Origin of the sequence: Neobacillus sp. CF12 (assembly GCF_030348765.1) — a bacterium.
In the GTDB taxonomy this organism is placed as follows: Bacteria; Bacillota; Bacilli; order Bacillales; family Cytobacillaceae; genus Neobacillus.
On record NZ_JAUCEU010000007.1, the window covers coordinates 592,240 to 609,695 of the forward strand.

At 36.8% G+C, this 17,456-nt stretch carries 20 protein-coding genes and 1 riboswitch; of the genes, 4 read left to right on the top strand and 16 right to left on the bottom strand.

Annotated elements, in window-relative coordinates; genetic code table 11:
- Window position 1: 1 nt before the first annotated feature.
- From QUG14_RS03070 to QUG14_RS03090, 5 genes are all read right to left on the bottom strand, one after another.
- A complete protein-coding gene (locus tag QUG14_RS03070; RefSeq protein ID WP_289339081.1) occupies window positions 2-937 on the bottom strand; it encodes an AAA family ATPase in 936 nt (311 codons plus the stop codon).
- 206 nt (window positions 938-1,143) lie between these two features.
- A complete protein-coding gene (locus QUG14_RS03075) occupies window positions 1,144-1,386 on the bottom strand; it encodes a hypothetical protein (RefSeq protein WP_289339082.1) in 243 nt (80 codons plus the stop codon).
- 167 nt (window positions 1,387-1,553) lie between these two features.
- Window positions 1,554-1,703, bottom strand: coding sequence for a hypothetical protein (locus QUG14_RS03080; RefSeq protein ID WP_289339083.1), 150 nt, complete (start codon window positions 1,701-1,703; stop codon window positions 1,554-1,556).
- Window positions 1,704-1,858: 155 nt separating this feature from the next.
- Window positions 1,859-2,308 (bottom strand): GNAT family N-acetyltransferase, encoded by a 450-nt coding sequence (locus tag QUG14_RS03085; protein ID WP_289339084.1) that lies wholly within the window; start codon window positions 2,306-2,308, stop codon window positions 1,859-1,861.
- 47 nt (window positions 2,309-2,355) lie between these two features.
- Entirely contained in the window at window positions 2,356-2,763 is a 408-nt protein-coding gene (locus tag QUG14_RS03090; RefSeq protein ID WP_289339085.1) for a RidA family protein, read from the bottom strand.
- A 145-nt stretch (window positions 2,764-2,908) separates the two neighbouring features.
- Between QUG14_RS03090 and QUG14_RS03095 the strand changes: the two genes are divergently transcribed.
- The 4 genes from QUG14_RS03095 to QUG14_RS03110 all read left to right on the top strand — a co-directional run bounded on the left by QUG14_RS03095 (window position 2,909) and on the right by QUG14_RS03110 (window position 6,815).
- On the top strand, window positions 2,909-3,877 hold the full coding sequence (locus QUG14_RS03095) for an NAD(P)-dependent alcohol dehydrogenase (protein WP_289339086.1): 969 nt from the start codon (window positions 2,909-2,911) through the stop codon (window positions 3,875-3,877).
- Window positions 3,878-4,289: 412 nt separating this feature from the next.
- Complete coding sequence (locus QUG14_RS03100) at window positions 4,290-4,802, top strand: GNAT family N-acetyltransferase (RefSeq protein WP_289339087.1); 513 nt, start codon at window positions 4,290-4,292, stop codon at window positions 4,800-4,802.
- Window positions 4,803-5,183: 381 nt separating this feature from the next.
- Window positions 5,184-5,798: a DUF47 domain-containing protein gene (locus tag QUG14_RS03105; protein ID WP_289339088.1), complete on the top strand. Its 615-nt coding sequence runs from the start codon at window positions 5,184-5,186 to the stop codon at window positions 5,796-5,798.
- Between the two features lie 30 nt (window positions 5,799-5,828).
- A complete protein-coding gene (locus QUG14_RS03110) occupies window positions 5,829-6,815 on the top strand; it encodes an inorganic phosphate transporter (RefSeq protein ID WP_289339089.1) in 987 nt (328 codons plus the stop codon).
- A gap of 182 nt (window positions 6,816-6,997) precedes the next feature.
- On the opposite strand, the gene QUG14_RS03115 is transcribed toward QUG14_RS03110, so the two are convergent.
- The 11 genes from QUG14_RS03115 to QUG14_RS03165 all read right to left on the bottom strand — a co-directional run bounded on the left by QUG14_RS03115 (window position 6,998) and on the right by QUG14_RS03165 (window position 17,428).
- A complete protein-coding gene (locus QUG14_RS03115) occupies window positions 6,998-7,315 on the bottom strand; it encodes an RNA polymerase alpha subunit C-terminal domain-containing protein (protein ID WP_289339090.1) in 318 nt (105 codons plus the stop codon).
- A 114-nt stretch (window positions 7,316-7,429) separates the two neighbouring features.
- Entirely contained in the window at window positions 7,430-8,011 is a 582-nt protein-coding gene (locus QUG14_RS03120) for a cupin domain-containing protein (RefSeq protein ID WP_289339091.1), read from the bottom strand.
- 316 nt (window positions 8,012-8,327) lie between these two features.
- Entirely contained in the window at window positions 8,328-9,356 is a 1,029-nt protein-coding gene (locus QUG14_RS03125) for a serine hydrolase domain-containing protein (protein WP_289339092.1), read from the bottom strand.
- A gap of 306 nt (window positions 9,357-9,662) precedes the next feature.
- Window positions 9,663-10,757, bottom strand: coding sequence for a mechanosensitive ion channel family protein (locus QUG14_RS03130; RefSeq protein ID WP_289339093.1), 1,095 nt, complete (start codon window positions 10,755-10,757; stop codon window positions 9,663-9,665).
- 146 nt (window positions 10,758-10,903) lie between these two features.
- Window positions 10,904-11,545, bottom strand: coding sequence for a YcnI family copper-binding membrane protein (locus tag QUG14_RS03135; RefSeq protein ID WP_289339094.1), 642 nt, complete (start codon window positions 11,543-11,545; stop codon window positions 10,904-10,906).
- A 29-nt stretch (window positions 11,546-11,574) separates the two neighbouring features.
- Window positions 11,575-12,165 carry a copper resistance CopC family protein gene (locus tag QUG14_RS03140; protein WP_289339095.1) on the bottom strand — a complete coding sequence of 197 codons (591 nt, stop codon included), beginning with the start codon at window positions 12,163-12,165 and terminating at the stop codon, window positions 11,575-11,577.
- Between the two features lie 280 nt (window positions 12,166-12,445).
- Window positions 12,446-13,321, bottom strand: coding sequence for a 5'-methylthioadenosine/S-adenosylhomocysteine nucleosidase (locus QUG14_RS03145; RefSeq protein ID WP_289339096.1), 876 nt, complete (start codon window positions 13,319-13,321; stop codon window positions 12,446-12,448).
- A gap of 175 nt (window positions 13,322-13,496) precedes the next feature.
- Window positions 13,497-13,599, bottom strand: a riboswitch (purine riboswitch).
- Window positions 13,600-13,813: 214 nt separating this feature from the next.
- The gene (locus QUG14_RS03150) at window positions 13,814-14,890 is read right to left on the bottom strand and encodes an NAD(P)H-dependent flavin oxidoreductase (protein ID WP_289339097.1); all 1,077 of its coding nucleotides are present in this window, start codon (window positions 14,888-14,890) and stop codon (window positions 13,814-13,816) included.
- Window positions 14,891-14,901: 11 nt separating this feature from the next.
- Window positions 14,902-15,069, bottom strand: coding sequence for a Fe3+ hydroxamate ABC transporter substrate-binding protein (locus tag QUG14_RS03155; protein ID WP_289339098.1), 168 nt, complete (start codon window positions 15,067-15,069; stop codon window positions 14,902-14,904).
- Window positions 15,070-15,230: 161 nt separating this feature from the next.
- Entirely contained in the window at window positions 15,231-16,448 is a 1,218-nt protein-coding gene (locus tag QUG14_RS03160; RefSeq protein ID WP_289339099.1) for a translocation protein TolB, read from the bottom strand.
- Window positions 16,449-16,528: 80 nt separating this feature from the next.
- A complete protein-coding gene (locus tag QUG14_RS03165) occupies window positions 16,529-17,428 on the bottom strand; it encodes a TIGR01777 family oxidoreductase (protein WP_289339100.1) in 900 nt (299 codons plus the stop codon).
- Window positions 17,429-17,456: the final 28 nt, after the last annotated feature.

The following is a 17,456-nucleotide window of genomic DNA, read 5'->3' on the forward strand; positions in this document are numbered from 1 at the left end:
GTTAAGCGCCCATCTCTACGGGTACTGGAACCGTTTCCAAAACTTCTCTTAGTACACTATCAGGTGACTTTGTAAAAGAGGCTTCCGTCGATAATATGATTCTATGACCTAACACATAGGGAACCATCTTTTTAATATCTTCAGGAATCACATAGTCTCGATTTTCTAAAAAGGCTTGACCTTGTGCTGCCTTCATCAACGCCAATGCTCCACGTGGACTTACACCTAAATCAATTTCAGGATGCTGTCTTGTCTTTCTTACGATTTGAAGCAAGTACGATTCAATGGTGTCATTCATTTTGATTTTCTGGACCTTTTTCTTCAGTTCTTGGATTTCTTCATGACGTAACACAGATTCTGTTGTACTGCTGCTCCTAATGCCTCGTGCTGCCTTTAATATTTCCTTTTCGCTTTCAAGACTCGGATAATCCATGGACAGCTTCATAAAGAAACGATCCATTTGAGCGACTGGAAGCGAGAAGGTTCCTTGCTGGGCTTCCACCGGATTTTGGGTGGCAATGACCATAAATGGATCATCTACTTTGACGGTTATCCCATCGATTGTAACTTGTCTCTCTTCCATTACTTCAAGTAAACTTGATTGAGTCCTTGGTGTGGCGCGGTTGATTTCGTCGGCAAGAACAATATTGGCAACAATAGGTCCGGTTCTGAGTTCAAATTCCTGTACTTTCGGATTGAAAAATTGAATCCCGGTAACATCACTAGGCAGGACGTCTGGGGTAAATTGTATTCTAGAGAAGCTGCCATTTATACTACTCGCAAATGATTTAGCGAGCATGGTTTTACCAGTACCAGGTACACTTTCTAGCAATATATGTCCATTAAATAAGAGAGAAATTGTAAGAAGCTCAACCTCCCTTTCCATACCGACCATAACCTTGGAAATTTCAGACTTTACTCTATTTACGTTTTCCATATGTATCCACCTACTACCTTCATAATGTTTGAATAAGCATTCATTTTTTTTGTAAAAAAATTAACAGGTACTTTTCACTATAAGCTATTCTGTTAATTTTGAAAATATTTTATTTCTCCAACCATGTTCCCAATCTCCCCTTCTACTTTATTTTGAAATAAAAAAGGCTGCCGCAGCAACCTAAACTTCAAAATGATCGTATTTTATTAAGCGTATTTAATACCCGCAATCTTGATATTATTGATATCACTGGATCCGCACGGTGTTACAGCAAAAGTCATTTCACATTTCGGGCAATTCATAATAACCGTTTCTAGCGTAAAGGTTTCCCCACACTCGCAGTGAATTTGATGCGCCACTGTTGGGGCAAGTTTATCTTTCCCTTTACTTTTAACATGATCAACGATGTCTTTTCCGTCTCTAATATGTGATGAACAACCACAGCTCATTTAGTAACCCTCCAAGAAAGCGAAATTATAGTACTTTGTAAATTTAGAATAGCATAGAAATAGAGACTTCAATCCTTCTAAAATCAAACAGATTATGAATTTTATCATCTTAGAAATAAAAAAAGAAGACTTCTAATCTAGATGTCTTCTTTGGAATGTTATTTTATTTAATGTACTTTAATCATTTCATAAATATCTTCATCATGATGTACGCGTGTATGCTTGGATTCAATTCGTTCAAATTCTTCAATCTCTACATTATACATTGACTCGCCAAACCACCAGTTTTTGAATTCAAGAAAAAGTTCTGTCAGCATCCTTGATTCCTCCAGTTACGGTAATTGAACTCCTTACACTTCTATTATACATGTGAATCAATTCACATAAAAGCGCTTACACAATAGACGGAATAGGAAAATAATAGTGAATTATTAGAAAATAGTGGGAGTTTTATTTGCGAAAGGATAGAGAGTTATTTGGAATTCCATTCGTATAGTAAATCAGGTAAATTCTCTTCATTTTCATGCCCTTTGCCAATGATTTTAAATCCATTTTTTTCATAGAATCGTTGTGCTCTTTTATTAACTTCAAAAGTATATAATGTTAATCTTCCATTTGATTGGGTCTTTGCTTTATCTAGTAATGTTTGCCCTATTCCTATTCCTTGGTAATCATTATGAATATAAAGCTGGCTAATTTCGGTGTTATTGTAGGCAATCATCCCAACTACTAATTGATCAATTAACGCTAAGTCTATTTGAAATTGTTTAGACAAGATATGATTTAAAAAGTTTACGTGATTGTCAAAACTGTGTAGTTCCTTCTGACCAATCGCCTTTTCTTTGCTCTCTCTCCACATTTGCACTGATTGTTCTGCATACTTCGGGTCATACTTTGTGATGATGATTTTGTGTTTCTGCATAATAGAATCCCCTTAATTTTGTTGGGGAACAAAGTTCGTTCCCCTTCTTATTTTTTATCTACAGCAGCTACTGCCTCGATTTCTACCAACTGATTTTTATATCCCAAAACCGTAACCCCTGTTAATGTACTTGGGACATCATGATTGCCAAACTCTTTTCTAATTGTTTCCCAGGCTGTTACCAAATCAGACTGGTTTTGAGTTGCAACTAGAACTCGAGTATAGGCGACGTCTTCCAAAGTGGCGCCACATTCTTTCAATGCCTCTTTCAAATTCTCCATACAAAGAGATGCCTGACGACCAAAATCACTTGATTCTGGCACAATTCCCTCTTTCGTCAATGGACATGCACCGGCTAAAAACAATAAATCCATGCCTGCTGGGATTCGACTAGCGTAAGCATAGTCAACTTGAGCCAAATGGTTAGAATGGATTAATGATATTATCCTATTCATGTAAAATCCCCCTTTTATTGGACCATATAAATAGATTATATCAAAAAGTCATATTCTAATAAATTATTAGATCGATTCCAGTCTGAGTTCATTTTAAATGGAATATCTTTTTACTTAGGTGTCTTTATCTGTAAGGAGGCTAAGTATGAAAGCAATCGTTTCTACAAAGTATGGTCCGCCTGATGTTCTTGAGTTTAAAGAGGTAGTTAAACCTATTCCATCCGACAATCAAGTTTTGGTAAAAGTTCATGCTTCTTCTGTTAATTATGGGAACCTTGTCCTTTTAAGAGGAGAGCCGTTCCTAGCCCGCTTTGCTTTTGGTCTATTAAAACCTAAATACGCCATACCTGGTGGCGACATAGCTGGTACGGTAGAGGCAGTTGGTAAGGATGTAGTCCAGTTTCAGCCGGGAGATGGTGTGTTTGGAGATTTATCTGGGTGCGGTTGGGGGGGATTTGCTGAATATGTATGTGTTCCTGAACAGGCATTGGCATTAAAACCTTCCAATCTATCCTTTTCGGAAGCTGCAGCTGTACCAATGGCAGGTGTTACTGCCCTCCAGAGTTTACGTGATAAAGGCAAAATCCAACCCGGACAGAAGGTATTAATTAATGGTGCTTCTGGTGGTGTGGGGACTTTTGCAGTACAGATTGCCAAAGCATTGGGAGCAGAGGTAACCGGTGTTTGCAGTACAAGGAATATAGATATTTTGGACTCGCTAGGAGCTGATCATTCCATAGATTATACAAAGGAAAAGTTTGCTGACAACAATCAAACGTATGATCTGATTCTCGGTGTTAACGGGCATCAACCGATTTCGGATTATAAGCGGACTCTAAAGCCTAATGGTATATTTGTACACGTCGGAGGTTCCAGTGCTCAAATGTTTCAAGCGATGACCTTGGGACCTTGGATATCAAAGACTTCATCAAAGAAAGTGGGTAGTTTTTTACAAAGAGCAAACCAAAATGATTTGGTATTTATGAAAGAACTATTAGAGACTGGTAAAGTAAAACCTGTAATTGATAGACAGTATAAATTGAGTGAAGTTCCCGAAGCGTTCAGGTACTTTGAAAAGGGCCACGCTCAAGGGAAAGTTGTCATAACGATGTGAAAACAGTAGATCGAAATGGTATCACAAGGCTCCGATTTATCAGTAGAAAGCAACTTTCCTTTACCTGAGTTGCTTTCTACCTTTCACTGATTTACATCCTTCCTATTTCAAGTTTATACTCCAGTATTACTGGTTATGCGCCAGTATTTTTGGGGATGCGCCAGTATTTATCGTTATGCGCCAGTATTTTTCGCTATGCGCCAGTATTTTTCGTTATGCGCCAGTATTTCTGGCTATGCGCCAGTATTACTGGGTATGCGCCAGTATTTCTGGTTATGCGCCAGTATTTCTGGCTATGCGCCAGTATTTTTGGTTATGCGCCAGTATTTCTCCCCATACGCCAGTATTTCTCGCCACGCTGAAAATCATCTGCTATAATCTACTTCATATTAATTATTTTGGGGGAACTTTCGTGATCAGGTTAGCACAGGAAAAAGATTTACAGGGTATATTAGACATCTATAATGATGCAGTCCTACATACAACAGCTGTATACACCTATAAAGCTCAAACGCTTGAAACTAGAAAGCTTTGGTATAAACAAAAAATGGAAGATGGTTATCCTGTCATCGTATATGAGTTAGAGAATAAGGTTGTTGGATTTGCAACGTTCGGCCCCTTTAGACAGTGGCCAGCTTACAAATATTCGATCGAACATTCTATTTATGTAGATAGTAATTATCGGAGAAAAGGAATTGCCACTTCATTATTAAAAGAAATCATTGCAATTGCCAATGAAAGAGAATACATGACATTAATTGCAGGGATTGATGCTGCAAATGAAAAAAGTATTGCCATGCATCTGAATTTTGGTTTTGTTCATTCAGGGACAATAAAAAAAGCAGGATATAAGTTCAATACTTGGCTTGATCTAGCTTTTTATCAATTGAATCTAAACGGACCTAAAAATCCTGTAGAAGATTAATACATTTTACCCCCCATTGAAATTACTTTGGGGGATTCTATCATTTAAAGGAAACTGCTATCTATTTTGCAGAAAAATGTCAGCGTTCTTAAGATTTTTCTTGGTTATTCACCCATCTAAAAATTTCTGAACTCACTTCCATCCAACTCTAAAATGAAATTTCCTACATTCAACTCTCCCTTTGTTAGCCAAATAACTCTTTTTACATTTTCCATTAATCTTTTAAAGATTTATTTCTCCAAAATAGAACCTTACTCCTTCTTATTGGTTTTATTGATTTCTCCACAGATGAGGGTTCATTGATGAATTAGATATTCCAATTAGGAAATAGTAAAAAAAACTAATATCACTCAATTATTGGACAAAGGTGGAGGTATTAACATGGCCAAAAAGAAGGACAAGTTCGCTGTTTACTTAGGAAATATCGCTTCTAATTTAAAGGAAAGTGCTAACTATTTCGCTGACTATAAATTAAAGAATATCAGTGATCTTAAGGTTTTTTCTGAAAAAATGAAGGAATATGAAAACAAGGGAGACTCCATGGTTCATGAGGTGATTAAAGATTTACATAATGCTTTCATCACGTATATTGAACGGGAGGATATTTTAACTCTTACGATGAGCATGGATGATGTTTTAGATGGATTGGAGCATACTGCTGCGCTATTTGAAATGTATTCGATTGTGAATGCTGATGATTACATGATTCGATTTGTTGACGCGATTCGAAGTTGTGCAGCTGAAATTGAAACAGCAGTTGAACTGCTGGCATCAAAGAAATTACTTAATATGAGGGAACATGCCATCAAAATTAAAGATTTGGAATCAAAATGTGATGGCATTCTACGAGAATCCATTAAAAATCTTTTTGTGAATGAAAAAGACCCCATTCGTATTATTCAATATAAGGAAATCTATGAAGAGTTAGAGAACATTGCAGATTTCTGTCAGTCTGTAGCCAATATATTAGAAACCATTATCATGAAAAATGCTTAAAATGTTGAAATACTTCTTTTGGAGGTTCTAATGACAACTTTCATTATTATCCTAATTCTTGCCTTAATCTTCGAGTTCATAAATGGATTTCATGATACAGCCAATGCCATTGCGATGTCGGTCTCTACAAAGGCCTTAACACCACGATTTGCAGTTATTTATGCAGGTGTCCTAAATTTTTTTGGTGCCTTAATTTCACAGGCGGTTGCAAAATCAATTGGCGGGAAAATTGCTGACCCATTTCAAATTGAGAACGGAATGATAATCGTTATTGCGGCTCTTATTGCGGCCATCTTTTGGAACCTTTTAACTTGGTACTACGGAATTCCATCGTCTTCATCACACACCTTAATCGGTTCAGTTGCGGGAGCTGTTATTTTTGGTTCAGGGTTAGATTCTATTAACTGGGAAGGATTTACCGATATTATTAAGGCCCTTATCATATCTCCTTTTTTGGCTTTTGGAGTAGGATTTATCCTTATGAAAATACTAGCGATTTTATTTCGGAACGCAAATCCCTACCGTGCAACCCGTGGTTTTCGAGGATTTCAAATCATTGCTTCGGGTTTAGCAGCCTTTTCTCATGGTGGAAATGATGGGCAAAAAACAATGGGGATTATTGTTTTTGCATTGGTTGCCGGAGGTTATCAGGCCACTCTAGATGTACCATTTTGGGTGCAGGTTACATGTGCAGCCACCATCGGATTGGGTACCATGATTGGTGGAATGCGAATTATTAAAACGGTTGCGAAAAGGATTTTTAAGGTTCAGCCCATCAATGGATTTGCTGCAGACTTATCGTCATTTGTTGTTTTACAAGGTGCTACCTTTTTAGGTCTACCTGTATCTACAACACATGTATCTTCCTCTTCCATTTTAGGTGTGGGTGCCTCAAAGCGATTCCGGGGCGTAAATTGGGGAGTTGCAATAAGAATTGTTACCACTTGGGTAATTACATTGCCAATTTCTGCGCTAATTGCAGGCCTCATTATAATGATCATTAAAATTTTCGTATAGAATTATTGGAGGAGTAACGAACAAATAAATTCGTTACTCCTTTAATTTTTAGGATAGAAATGTCTTATGTAAAATGTGGTAATCGATCAACTAGCGGAGTTTCCATCAGATAGTTTAATATGATACTGTCCATTTTTTAACTTCATGAAATACCTCATTCCGATTTAATGAACTATCTCCTATTAAGTTCGTTTTTTGGTGGAAATATCCTCCTTAAATGATAATCCTTCTTCCTTTAAAGCGGATCTAAGTTTTGGTAAGGAAGCCGGTCCCATACCATGGAACTTCAAAATTTCTTTTTCACTAAATGTTGCTAACTCCTGTAATGAAGTGATCCCATTGTTTTCCAATGCACGTCTTGCGGGGCCTGAGAGTAATGAAAGAAATCCATTTTCAGGTTTGCGTTCTTTCTCACAAGTCGGACAGGAAGGACAATCACTGCTCTTATAAAATTGGTGTCCATTGCTGCATATCCTTAATTGTTTTTCGGAAGTAGCCAATGAATAAATGCCTCCTCTACTAAAATAAAGTAACTACATTCTATTATAGGCTAATTCTGATTTCTAAAAAACAAAGAGCGTTCTCAAAATGGAGAAACGCTCTAAAATCATATACTATTCAGCAGCCATAGCCTCTGCTTTCGTCTTATGAACCGTACCAGATGGATGCTCAGGCGGTGCGTAAATGGAGTATAGCTTCAGTGGTTTATTTCCAGTATTCGTTACATTATGCCACTTACCAGCTGGAACCATGATGGCAAAGTCATCTTCAACTCTTGCTTGAAAAGATAAGTTTTCTTTTGTATCACCCATTTGAACGATTCCCTGCCCATCTTCAATACGTAAAAATTGATCAACATCGGAATGAATCTCTAATCCTATACTTTCCCCAGGGTTGATACTCATCAAAGTTACTTGCAGATTACTTCCTGTCCATAAGGCTGTACGGAATGTATTGTTTTGCTTTGTAACATCGTCAATATTGACCACAAATGGTTCTTTTCCATAATCTTTTAACTCAATGTTTCTTGTCTCAATTACGGATGGCCAATCATGATATCGATTTCCATATTCCAACTGATTCGGGTATCCCCAGTAGTACAAAGGCTGTCTCGCATAGTTATACGTTGGCACGTTCACGTAATATGGATCAGGATATGAATAAGGATACGGATACGCATAAGGAACGTAGTACATTAAGATCATTCCCTTCAAAAATTCATCACGTTATCCTATTCACTTTGTTTAGGAATGTACTTCGATTTTTAGCTATTTTACTTCCTTTATAAATATAAAGCCCTCTCTCACTATAGAAAGCGGCTAGAAATTAATAGTAAAATTTAACACATAAATTATACAACGCTCCAAATTAAATACGTTTGGTTAATTACCTTTGGAGTCTTAGTTTCCTCTTCAAACCCCAGTATAATAAAAAGTGGAACAAAATACTAAGCCGTTCCAAAATTGATGTTTCTCCTTCTACCAGCGTCCAGTTGCAACAAATAGTGGGTATTTACATATTCTTGGTTAATTTTTGTTCAATACTACTCATTATATCAAATGCACCAGCAGACTTATTTGAGCAAACAACAACCTTAGTGGATAAGTCAGGATAATAAGCAGAATGAAAGCTGACACCTGGATCATACCCCATTATATGATATTTAAGAATACTGTTATTTGTTTTTTTCTTAATCCAAATCCCATAACCATAGAAACCACTTTCATTGACTTGCGTATGGGCAGATAAGAGCCTATTTGTATATGTTTCATTTAAAAGTTGGTAATTTAAAAGTGCGTTCCACAGTTTAACCATATCATTAGCTGTTACAAAAGCCCCGCCATCAGAGCCACCTTTTACAGGTAATGAATAGATGTTTGTTTTCCAAGTTCCATCAGGATTATCGATATAGCCTAAAGCAGTATTTTGTGGTAGACAGTCAAAAGAAAAGTATCCTGATTTCGACATTCCAGCTTTATTGAAAATATATTTTTGAACATAATCAGAGAATTCAAGTCCAGTTGCCTGTTCGACAATTAATCCTAATAGAATATATCCAGCATTATTATAGTGAAACGATTCCCCTATTTCTGATTTCATAGGATTATTTTGAAACATTGGTAAGAAATCTTTTAAATTTCTAATTTGATACATAGGATTATTAACCCAAAGTTCCTCAAAATCATCCATTATATCCTCATCAAAATAATCTGGTATTCCTGAAGTATGGGATAGTAAATGATGGACAGTTACTTTATCATCAAAATTTTTAAAATCAATATTACGAAAATCGCTCAATTTAGAATCAAAAGAAATTTTCTCCGCTTCTACAAGCTGACAAATGGCTATTGCCGTGAAGAGTTTACATCCAGATGCTATTCCAAAACGGGTAGTCGAATTATTTTCTAATTGATCCGAACGGTTGGCGTAACCAAAGTTTATATTTACTAAAACCTTATCCTTATCTTCAACGAAGACTGAACCTGAGAAATTTACCCTACTTTGAATTGCTGAAACCAGTTCACTTAAATTTGTGTTCATAGCGTATCCTCCAAAATTCAATTATTTTGGGATTATTGGCTTCTGTTCTTATTATACGAAAGTATTTACGAATGCTAATGTGATATAATTTTTGGAAAAGATTTAACATTTGGTGGAAATTATGGAAACAAAAGATTTTAATTTGAAACACTAGACACTAGAGAACTACTAGAGATTCCATATCAGGATCGGAATTATATACGTATAATCCCTAACAGAAGCAAAAAAGCAGAGTTATTCAAATCTTGAATTCACTCTGCTTTCCTACATGCAAAAAATGTGATTGGACCTAAGATTTTACTAGGATCAATCAAATGAACCCATTGTTTGAAATAGTTCACTAGATTGAGGAGATACATAAATGGTCCTGCTTGGAAAAGCAACTTCTACTCCCTCTTCCTCCAAGATTGCCATAATCGCTATATTGATATCATGTTTGATTTTTACATGTTCTGCCCAAACCGTTGTATTCGTAAAAAAGTATAACAGAATATCGAGACTGCTATCATTATATTGATCGAACGCTACCATGATTGTATCAGGATGAATTTCCTCATGATTCCTCAATAAGTGTTCAATTCGAAGAACTACTCTTTCAAGCCTGTCTTTAGTAGTATTATAGTTTAGACCCAAGTGGAAAGTGATTCGTCTTTTTCCCATACGACTCCAGTTGGTAATCGGCTCGTTTGCAAGTGTTGAATTAGGAACCGTTACGAGCGCTTGGCTAAACGTTCGAATTTTAGTGCTTCGGAAATTAATATCCTCTACCGTCCCCTCTACACTAGGAGTCAAGATCCATTCACCAATGGAGAACGGTTTTTCAGTTACAATGACGATTCCACCAATCAGATTCCCTACTGCTTCTTTTGCGGCTAATGCAAAAGCCAGACCTCCTAAACCAAGTCCTGCGACCAATCCATTTACGTCATAATCAAATTCTTGCCCAATAATGCTGATGCTGATGGCAATTAAGATAACTCGAATCGTTCTTGAAATAAACGGAAGCAAAATTAAATCTATCTTATTATTAATCTTTTCATTCACACTAATTAAGATTCCTGTTGTAGGAGAGGATAAATTAAATAGTCCCCATGTAATTAAAACAATCACCATTGAACGTAAAAATTTTAAAAATAAAGCATTATGTTGTTCAATAAAAGGGAAATAATCCATTGCAATATATAATCCCAAAATGATAAAGCCCCATCCTAATGGGCGTTCAAAACTTAAAAATATTTTTGTGAAAAAATCAGTTGGTGTTTTTCTTATCAATTTTAACATCAATTGAAACACATACTTGGTAAATATGTTTCTAAAAAGAATAAATAAACCCAAAATCCCAATAGAAATTCCTACATTTTTTAACATTCCATAATCTAATCCCGCAGGTAAAAAGTCCATTCTTAAAAACCCTTCCTTCTATTTCTTAGCCATTACATCTCCATATCATAACTTTTCTCACCCAATTTTTGAATACAACAAAAGTCTTAGATTTAAGCCTTGGCAAAAAAAAAAGACAAGATTTCTTGTCCTTTTAATTAAAATTATCATCGTTTTTTTAGTGATATAACAAGTGCTAGCAACCCAGCAATTAAAGCTGCAATGGAAACATAAAGAGGAGCATTTGAAGGGCTTGCTGTGTCTTTAACATCTTCTTTTGGTTGCTCTGTTTTCACTTCTTCCTTCGTATCCGTACCATGGTGGTCTCCAGTGCCATCAGCAGGTTTTGGATTCACCGTTGTCAAGGAAGCAGGCTTTTCTGCATCTTGTGCGCCAACCCATTCAACTACGCTTCCATCCTGATAGGTTTGGTAAGCTTTCCAAACAATCTGTGTGGCAGTGTCTGCTACTTTTCCCTGCATGTTAAAATGTCCGAATTCTATTGGTGATAAACCATCACCTTCTGCTGTCCAAGTTACGCTCGTAATCTTATCTGAAGCATCTCGTTGAATTTCATACTTCCAGCCTGGCTTTGGCTCAAAACGGCTAATATTTACGTCAGCTGAAATTTCTACTTTTACCTGTGTAGTAGGTACGGATTCATTTTCAGAGGGTACCCTAACGGTGAAAACTTCATAACTTCCCTGGGTTGTTTCTTTAGGTAATACCGTTACGTGGGCACTTGCAATCCCTGCAAAAAGTGAAAATAATCCAAACATTAATAGAATTGAGGTTACAACCTTTTTCATCTAGTAAAAACTTCCCTTCGATACATAAATTAATTCTTTTTCTTTTTGGTGAATAATAAAAGAACGATCCCAAATATCACGATTAGAACAATAAACACTGTAATTAGTGTAGGTGATGAATCGTTATTATTTTGCTCATCTGCATTCTCTGCTGTATCAGATGCTGTATTTTGATTTTCACTAGATTCTTCTGTTTGATCAGTTTGACTTTCATCTTCCTGACCTTCATCTGTTTCCTCAGGAGTAACAGGAGTGGGTTCTGTCTCATTTTGAGCCATTTCAACAATGAAGTTGATTTCACCTTTTATCGGATGACCATCTTCCCCAACAATTTTCCATTGGATTATGTAAGAGCCGTTCTCTAATGGCTTCGCTATTGTTCCTGATAATTGCTTATTTTCAACTTTTATATCTTCTAAAGGAATGACGTTTCCATCTTTTACTAAATCCATTGTGCTTAAAACTTCAATAGGAGTAGCAAATGTAAGGACAATTTGTTCCAAGTTCTCTGTTACGATTTGACCTTCAGATGGATTCGAAGAAGATAAACCTGTGTGTGCAAGAACAAATGAAGGTATCATTATGAATGTGCACAACAAGAAAAACATAATTTTTTTCAAGATAAGACTCCTTTCGTACTAAAACATGTTGTACTAAGTATATTCGTTGCAATAGGTTGCTAGTACTTGATTCCTAGCATATCCATATTAACATGTTGTTTATGAGTTTTTAAGGTTAACTAACAATTTCATAAAACTTTCACAAATATTTTTCTTTTGTCTAAATAATATGGACAATTATTTTTATTATGGTAAAATACCGCTTTCCTTTTTCTACGATTATGCTAAAAAATATTGAAAAAATGCGTTCCTACAATGTAGAAACGCAGTAAATGGTATATTATTTGTCTTCAATCATAGATATATACTTTTTAACTACTTCATAAACATATTTTTGATTTGCTTCAGCTGTACCCGGATCATAAGTACCGCCATTTGTTTTATTATTTGATAGAATTCGAATACCTAAGAATGCAACATCATAGGCATCGGCAATTTGCGCTACGGAAGCACCTTCCATTTCTTCTACAGAAGTACCGTAAATTTCGTGAATCCAATTAATTCGATCCACTTCGCTATTCCAAAAGTCTGCGGAACCAATCGTCCCTTCGATAACTTTACCCTTTTTGTACGTATCTTTAACAGCATTAGCAGCGGCAAGTAATTCCTTATCTCCCTCGTAGTAGCGGACTTGATTTGCACTATCATCCGATCCGCTTCCTTCTGAAGCCATTAAGTCCATTGGGATCCATGTAGTTGGATCTGTTCCTTGGCCTGCATCCATATTGGTTGTTTTTAATGAACCGATGTTTGTCGTTCTTTCCCCTAGCACAATATCAAATACATGTAAATTCGGGTCATGCCCGCCTGAAGTACCTTGATTGATGATGGCAATCGGGTCATATTTTTCAATTGCTAAAGCTGTAGCGGCAGCAGCATTTTCCATTCCTTTACCTGTTTTCGTAACAATAACAGGGTAATTGTTAAGCTTACCTTTATAGAAAACAAAATTCCCTGATTTTTCGATTTTCACTTTCTCTAATTTATCTGCAAAATATTGTGCTTCTATAGGCATTGGACCTTGGATGACGATGGGTCTCTGTGCACCTTCTACCTCTGTTTCATTTAATAAAGATGAATTACATCCTGCCAGCATCACGAACATTCCTGATATAGCTGCAACTGAAGCAAATTTCTTAAACATTTTGTTTTTCATACATAACCTCTCCCTTTTCTCATGATGTTTGCTGTACCCGTTATTGGTTCTAAAGAAAAAAGTCCAGAAAATACAGGATTAGCAATCCTGCCTTCTAGACCAACGAGAGTCAAAGTATTAATAATCTAGCAGAAGATGCTAAATCATATAATGGCTGCTGCTGTTCATACCATTGCGCAGCAATACTTTAACTCGTAGTCTAGTTCATTTTTGGGAACCAGGTAGAGACACTCAGACCATATTACCGAGTATATACGAGCAATGCTTTTAAATATATTACTATGCAAATATAACAAAAGGGTAATCATCAATCAACAAAAAGGTGAATATTAACTAATTATAACTATATTATTGTTCGTGTTTTAGGTGGAAAGTACCGAAAAAATGGATAAAATCTACCTGTGTCGTATAAAAAAAGAGCACAACTCCTTTGCAAGAGTGAATGCTCAATCATTGGGATTAAATTTTTTAGCATATCACGAATGTCTTGATTTAAAATTTACCTATCTCTTTTGCTTCAGCAATAACACTCTTCATAAACGCCTCAACGGTTAGATTTCTAGCAAGTCTAGGACTTTGACCTGACCATAGTGACATATAGTCAGGGTTATTTTGTGAGACTGAAGCCTTTCTGATGTGTTGGGTAAGGCTATTTTGAACTGGAAAATCTGGTAGTGATTCTTCGTGTTTCTGCATTTCTGAGATAAATTTATTCTTAATTCCTCTTGCCTCCTTACCAGAAAAAGAACGAGTTAGTACAATCTGGTCTTCGTGCGATTGGAGGATAGCGTCTTTATGTATGTTTGGCGCGCCGCTTTCGATACATGTTAAGAAAGCCGTACCCATTTGGACACCCTTTGCTCCTAAGCACAATGAGGCCATAATTCCTCTGCCATCCATAATTCCACCTGCCGCAATCACAGGAATACTTACATGGTCGGCCACCTGTGGGATGAGTGACATTAAACCTATTAAACTTTCTTGATTGTTACTACTAAAATTCCCTCGATGGCCACCTGCTTCACTGCCTTGAACAACGACCATATCCATCCCTAACTTTTCGATTTCAATGGCTTCTTTCACGGTTGTTGCTGTTCCTATCAAGAGAATAGTATGATGTTTTAACTCATTTATTAATTCCAACGATGGAACTCCAAATGTAAAAGAACAAACAGGGACTTTTTCTTCGATGATAACCTTGATTTGTTCAGTAAATGTTTCAAATAAATGATTAGAGGTTGGAATGTCTACACCATCATCTGGAGGTAAATTTAATTGCTCACGAATTGGCTGTAAGAGTGCAGCCGCTGATTTAACTTCTTTTTCGGAACAGGTAAATTTGTTGGGAATAAATAGATTTATACCAAAAGGGTTTGATGTTAGGCGTTTTATTTCTCTAATTTGATCACGGATTTGACTCGGAGTCATATAGCCGGCTCCAATCATTCCTAGACCTCCAGCATTCGCAACCTCCGCCACTAACCTAGAAGTCGTTATTCCTCCAGCCATCGGGGCTTGGATTATTGGAAACTCGATTTTTAACAGCTCTGTTAATTTATTTTTCAACATCGATTACACCTCTATTTTTTAGTGTAGCATTCTTCACAAATAAATTTGCCTTCGTTTCGCAAATAAGCTTTTATCTCAGTAAACCCTTTTCGCTTAGGGTATTTCATTTTAATATAAACCATTTGATCTTCCTTAATTTCTTTATCGCAAACCATACACTTTGATTTTTCCCAGAACATAAAAAACTACCTCCTTTTTACTTGCAAAATACGTAAAACTACCGAGATTTGTATATTTTCATTTTATAAGTTTATTAGGGTAAGAACAACGTAAACGAATCAAAATGAACAATATATACGAAAAGGAGGAACATACTCACACACGAAGTTCCTCCTTTTCATTATTTCTTTTTATAAAAAATCGGCGCAGAATCAACGTTCTTAATCCAGATAGAGTCTCTCCCGTTAGATGCATCCTTTACCCATACATTGCCTTTATGTTCCTTCTCCTTTATGCGAAACCAAGTTAGATGTGATTCAACAACCTGTGGGTCGACATCAAGCTCATTCTTTTTTGGAAATGTGATTTGTTGTTGTTCTTCTGTTTTTAAATGGATGTCATAAAGTGCTGTAAACATCGTTGGTACAGGTCCTTCATTCCACTCTTTGTTCTCTTTAGCGCGAGCTACAATAACAGCATCAGGGGAGAACCATTCTACATCAAGGTCGACGTAACCCTCTGGTGTATATTCCTTTTGTTGAGTGGAACTTGGCATTTCGGCAATTTTGGCTTTCTTGTTCTCAACGAAGAATCTACCTTCTCCAGATATGTAAGCTAGTTGATTAGCTGAAGGTGCCCACTTCATCCAGTCTTTATATCCCAGCATATTTCCTATTGGTTGAAACTGATCTCCTTGTGATGATAGGACACATAATGTGTTGCTATCGTTTGACCAAGAGGCTGTGGGCGTGGCCAGGAAACTAACCCACTTTCCATCAAAACTCCACTTAAAATAATCTGCAGAAATCGCAAATAAATCAGATGTATTGGTTTGAATCGTGTAAAAGGGCTTTACTTTTGCTGCATCTAGATTTGCATCCACTGGAATTCGAAACAGCTGCACAGGTCCCCAACCTGTTGGCAGTAAATTAGCTTGTGAGGAAACGATAAACTCTTTCCCATTCGGGAACCATTCGAAATCACTAACCCCTAATGAAACATTTTCAAATCCATTTGGACGGCCATTCTTTTCCTTCGTGACATTCAGTACACCGCCGGAATTATAAGCTAGTTGATTTTTAACCGGGGACCACTTAAAGTCAGATGTTTGAATGGTGACATAAGGCTGGTAGCTTTCTTTTTCCTTTAAATCATATATGAATAAATTCGATTTCTCGCCTTGCTCATCACCATCAATGTAAGCAATAAAACGACCATCATGTGACCACTTCGGAGAATAAACATATTGGTCCTTCGTGAGTTGGGTTTCTTGATTGCCTTTTTTGAGCCAAAGTTGGTGGTCGCGAATAAAAGTTGCAGTTAATGAAACTTCTGCATTTACCATAGGTGAATTTTGAAAACAGATTAAGATAACGAATAATAAAACTCGAATTGCCATAATCAATCCCTCCAATCTATAGATTGTCCAGATCAATCATGGCAATTCACTTATTAATATTGAAAGTTGAACAGTCCATTTTACAAAAGTAAATCTTCTAACGCAGGACGGAGGGTGGGGAACTTGAATTCAAAACCAGATTCTTGTAACACTCGCGGCACCACATGCTGCCCTTCTAAAACAAGTGCGCTTTTTTGCCCCAGTACCATTTTCATAGCAAATGATGGAACAGGCATCCAGTGTGGGCGTTGTAAAACAGTACCAATGGTCTTTCCGAAATCGTTCATTTGAAGTGGAGAAGGTGCAGTGACATTAACTGGTCCACTTAATTTGTCATTGCAAATAGCAAAATGAATAGAGCGGACAACATCGGTGACATGCACCCAAGAAACCCATTGTTGCCCAGAACCCACTTTACCACCAACAAATAATCGGTAAGGCAGTGCCATTAGAGGTAGTGCACCACCCTCTTTTCCAAGCACAACACCAAATCTCATAAATACCGCACGAATTGACTGGTCTTCTACTTGTTTCGCTTTGATTTCCCAATCGTGAACCGTCTTCCCTAAAAAATCAGTTGCAGTTTCTAATGAATTTTCTGTATAGACGTTTTCAGTAGATGCCGGATATATGCCAATGGCACTGGCATTGACCAATACGGCAGGTTTTTCAGGGAGCATGGAAATAATTCTTAGCAACTCTTCCGTTGCAGTCATTCGACTTTCATAGATTTGTTTCTGGTGGTCTTTACTCCATCTGCCATCGTTGATAGAGACTCCAGCTAAATTAATGAAAGCATCCGCATACCCTATTTCCTTTTCTGGTGTGCTCCCTTTCTCAAGCCAACGTACATACTCGATATTTCCAGAAGGATCCCTTTCCTTTCTTGATAAAATAACCACACTATGCCCCTGTGCGACCAGCAATTCCGTTACCTTTTGCCCAATAAATCCTGAACCACCGGCAATGACAATTTTCATTTTTACTCCTCCTGTGGTAATAGACTCA

Bases quoted from the DNA above. Each gene is read 5' to 3' on its own strand.
- QUG14_RS03070 (WP_289339081.1), bottom strand. From the start codon at position 937: ATGGAAAACGTAAATAGAGTAAAGTCTGAAATTTCCAAGGTTATGGTC.
- QUG14_RS03075 (WP_289339082.1), bottom strand. From the start codon at position 1,386: ATGAGCTGTGGTTGTTCATCACATATTAGAGACGGAAAAGACATCGTT.
- QUG14_RS03080 (WP_289339083.1), bottom strand. From the start codon at position 1,703: ATGCTGACAGAACTTTTTCTTGAATTCAAAAACTGGTGGTTTGGCGAG.
- QUG14_RS03085 (WP_289339084.1), bottom strand. From the start codon at position 2,308: ATGCAGAAACACAAAATCATCATCACAAAGTATGACCCGAAGTATGCA.
- QUG14_RS03090 (WP_289339085.1), bottom strand. From the start codon at position 2,763: ATGAATAGGATAATATCATTAATCCATTCTAACCATTTGGCTCAAGTT.
- QUG14_RS03095 (WP_289339086.1), top strand. From the start codon at position 2,909: ATGAAAGCAATCGTTTCTACAAAGTATGGTCCGCCTGATGTTCTTGAG.
- QUG14_RS03105 (WP_289339088.1), top strand. From the start codon at position 5,184: ATGGCCAAAAAGAAGGACAAGTTCGCTGTTTACTTAGGAAATATCGCT.
- QUG14_RS03110 (WP_289339089.1), top strand. From the start codon at position 5,829: ATGACAACTTTCATTATTATCCTAATTCTTGCCTTAATCTTCGAGTTC.
- QUG14_RS03120 (WP_289339091.1), bottom strand. From the start codon at position 8,011: ATGTACTACGTTCCTTATGCGTATCCGTATCCTTATTCATATCCTGAT.
- QUG14_RS03125 (WP_289339092.1), bottom strand. From the start codon at position 9,356: ATGAACACAAATTTAAGTGAACTGGTTTCAGCAATTCAAAGTAGGGTA.
- QUG14_RS03130 (WP_289339093.1), bottom strand. From the start codon at position 10,757: ATGGACTTTTTACCTGCGGGATTAGATTATGGAATGTTAAAAAATGTA.
- QUG14_RS03135 (WP_289339094.1), bottom strand. From the start codon at position 11,545: ATGAAAAAGGTTGTAACCTCAATTCTATTAATGTTTGGATTATTTTCA.
- QUG14_RS03145 (WP_289339096.1), bottom strand. From the start codon at position 13,321: ATGAAAAACAAAATGTTTAAGAAATTTGCTTCAGTTGCAGCTATATCA.
- QUG14_RS03150 (WP_289339097.1), bottom strand. From the start codon at position 14,890: ATGTTGAAAAATAAATTAACAGAGCTGTTAAAAATCGAGTTTCCAATA.
- QUG14_RS03155 (WP_289339098.1), bottom strand. From the start codon at position 15,069: ATGTTCTGGGAAAAATCAAAGTGTATGGTTTGCGATAAAGAAATTAAG.
- QUG14_RS03160 (WP_289339099.1), bottom strand. From the start codon at position 16,448: ATGGCAATTCGAGTTTTATTATTCGTTATCTTAATCTGTTTTCAAAAT.
- QUG14_RS03165 (WP_289339100.1), bottom strand. From the start codon at position 17,428: ATGAAAATTGTCATTGCCGGTGGTTCAGGATTTATTGGGCAAAAGGTA.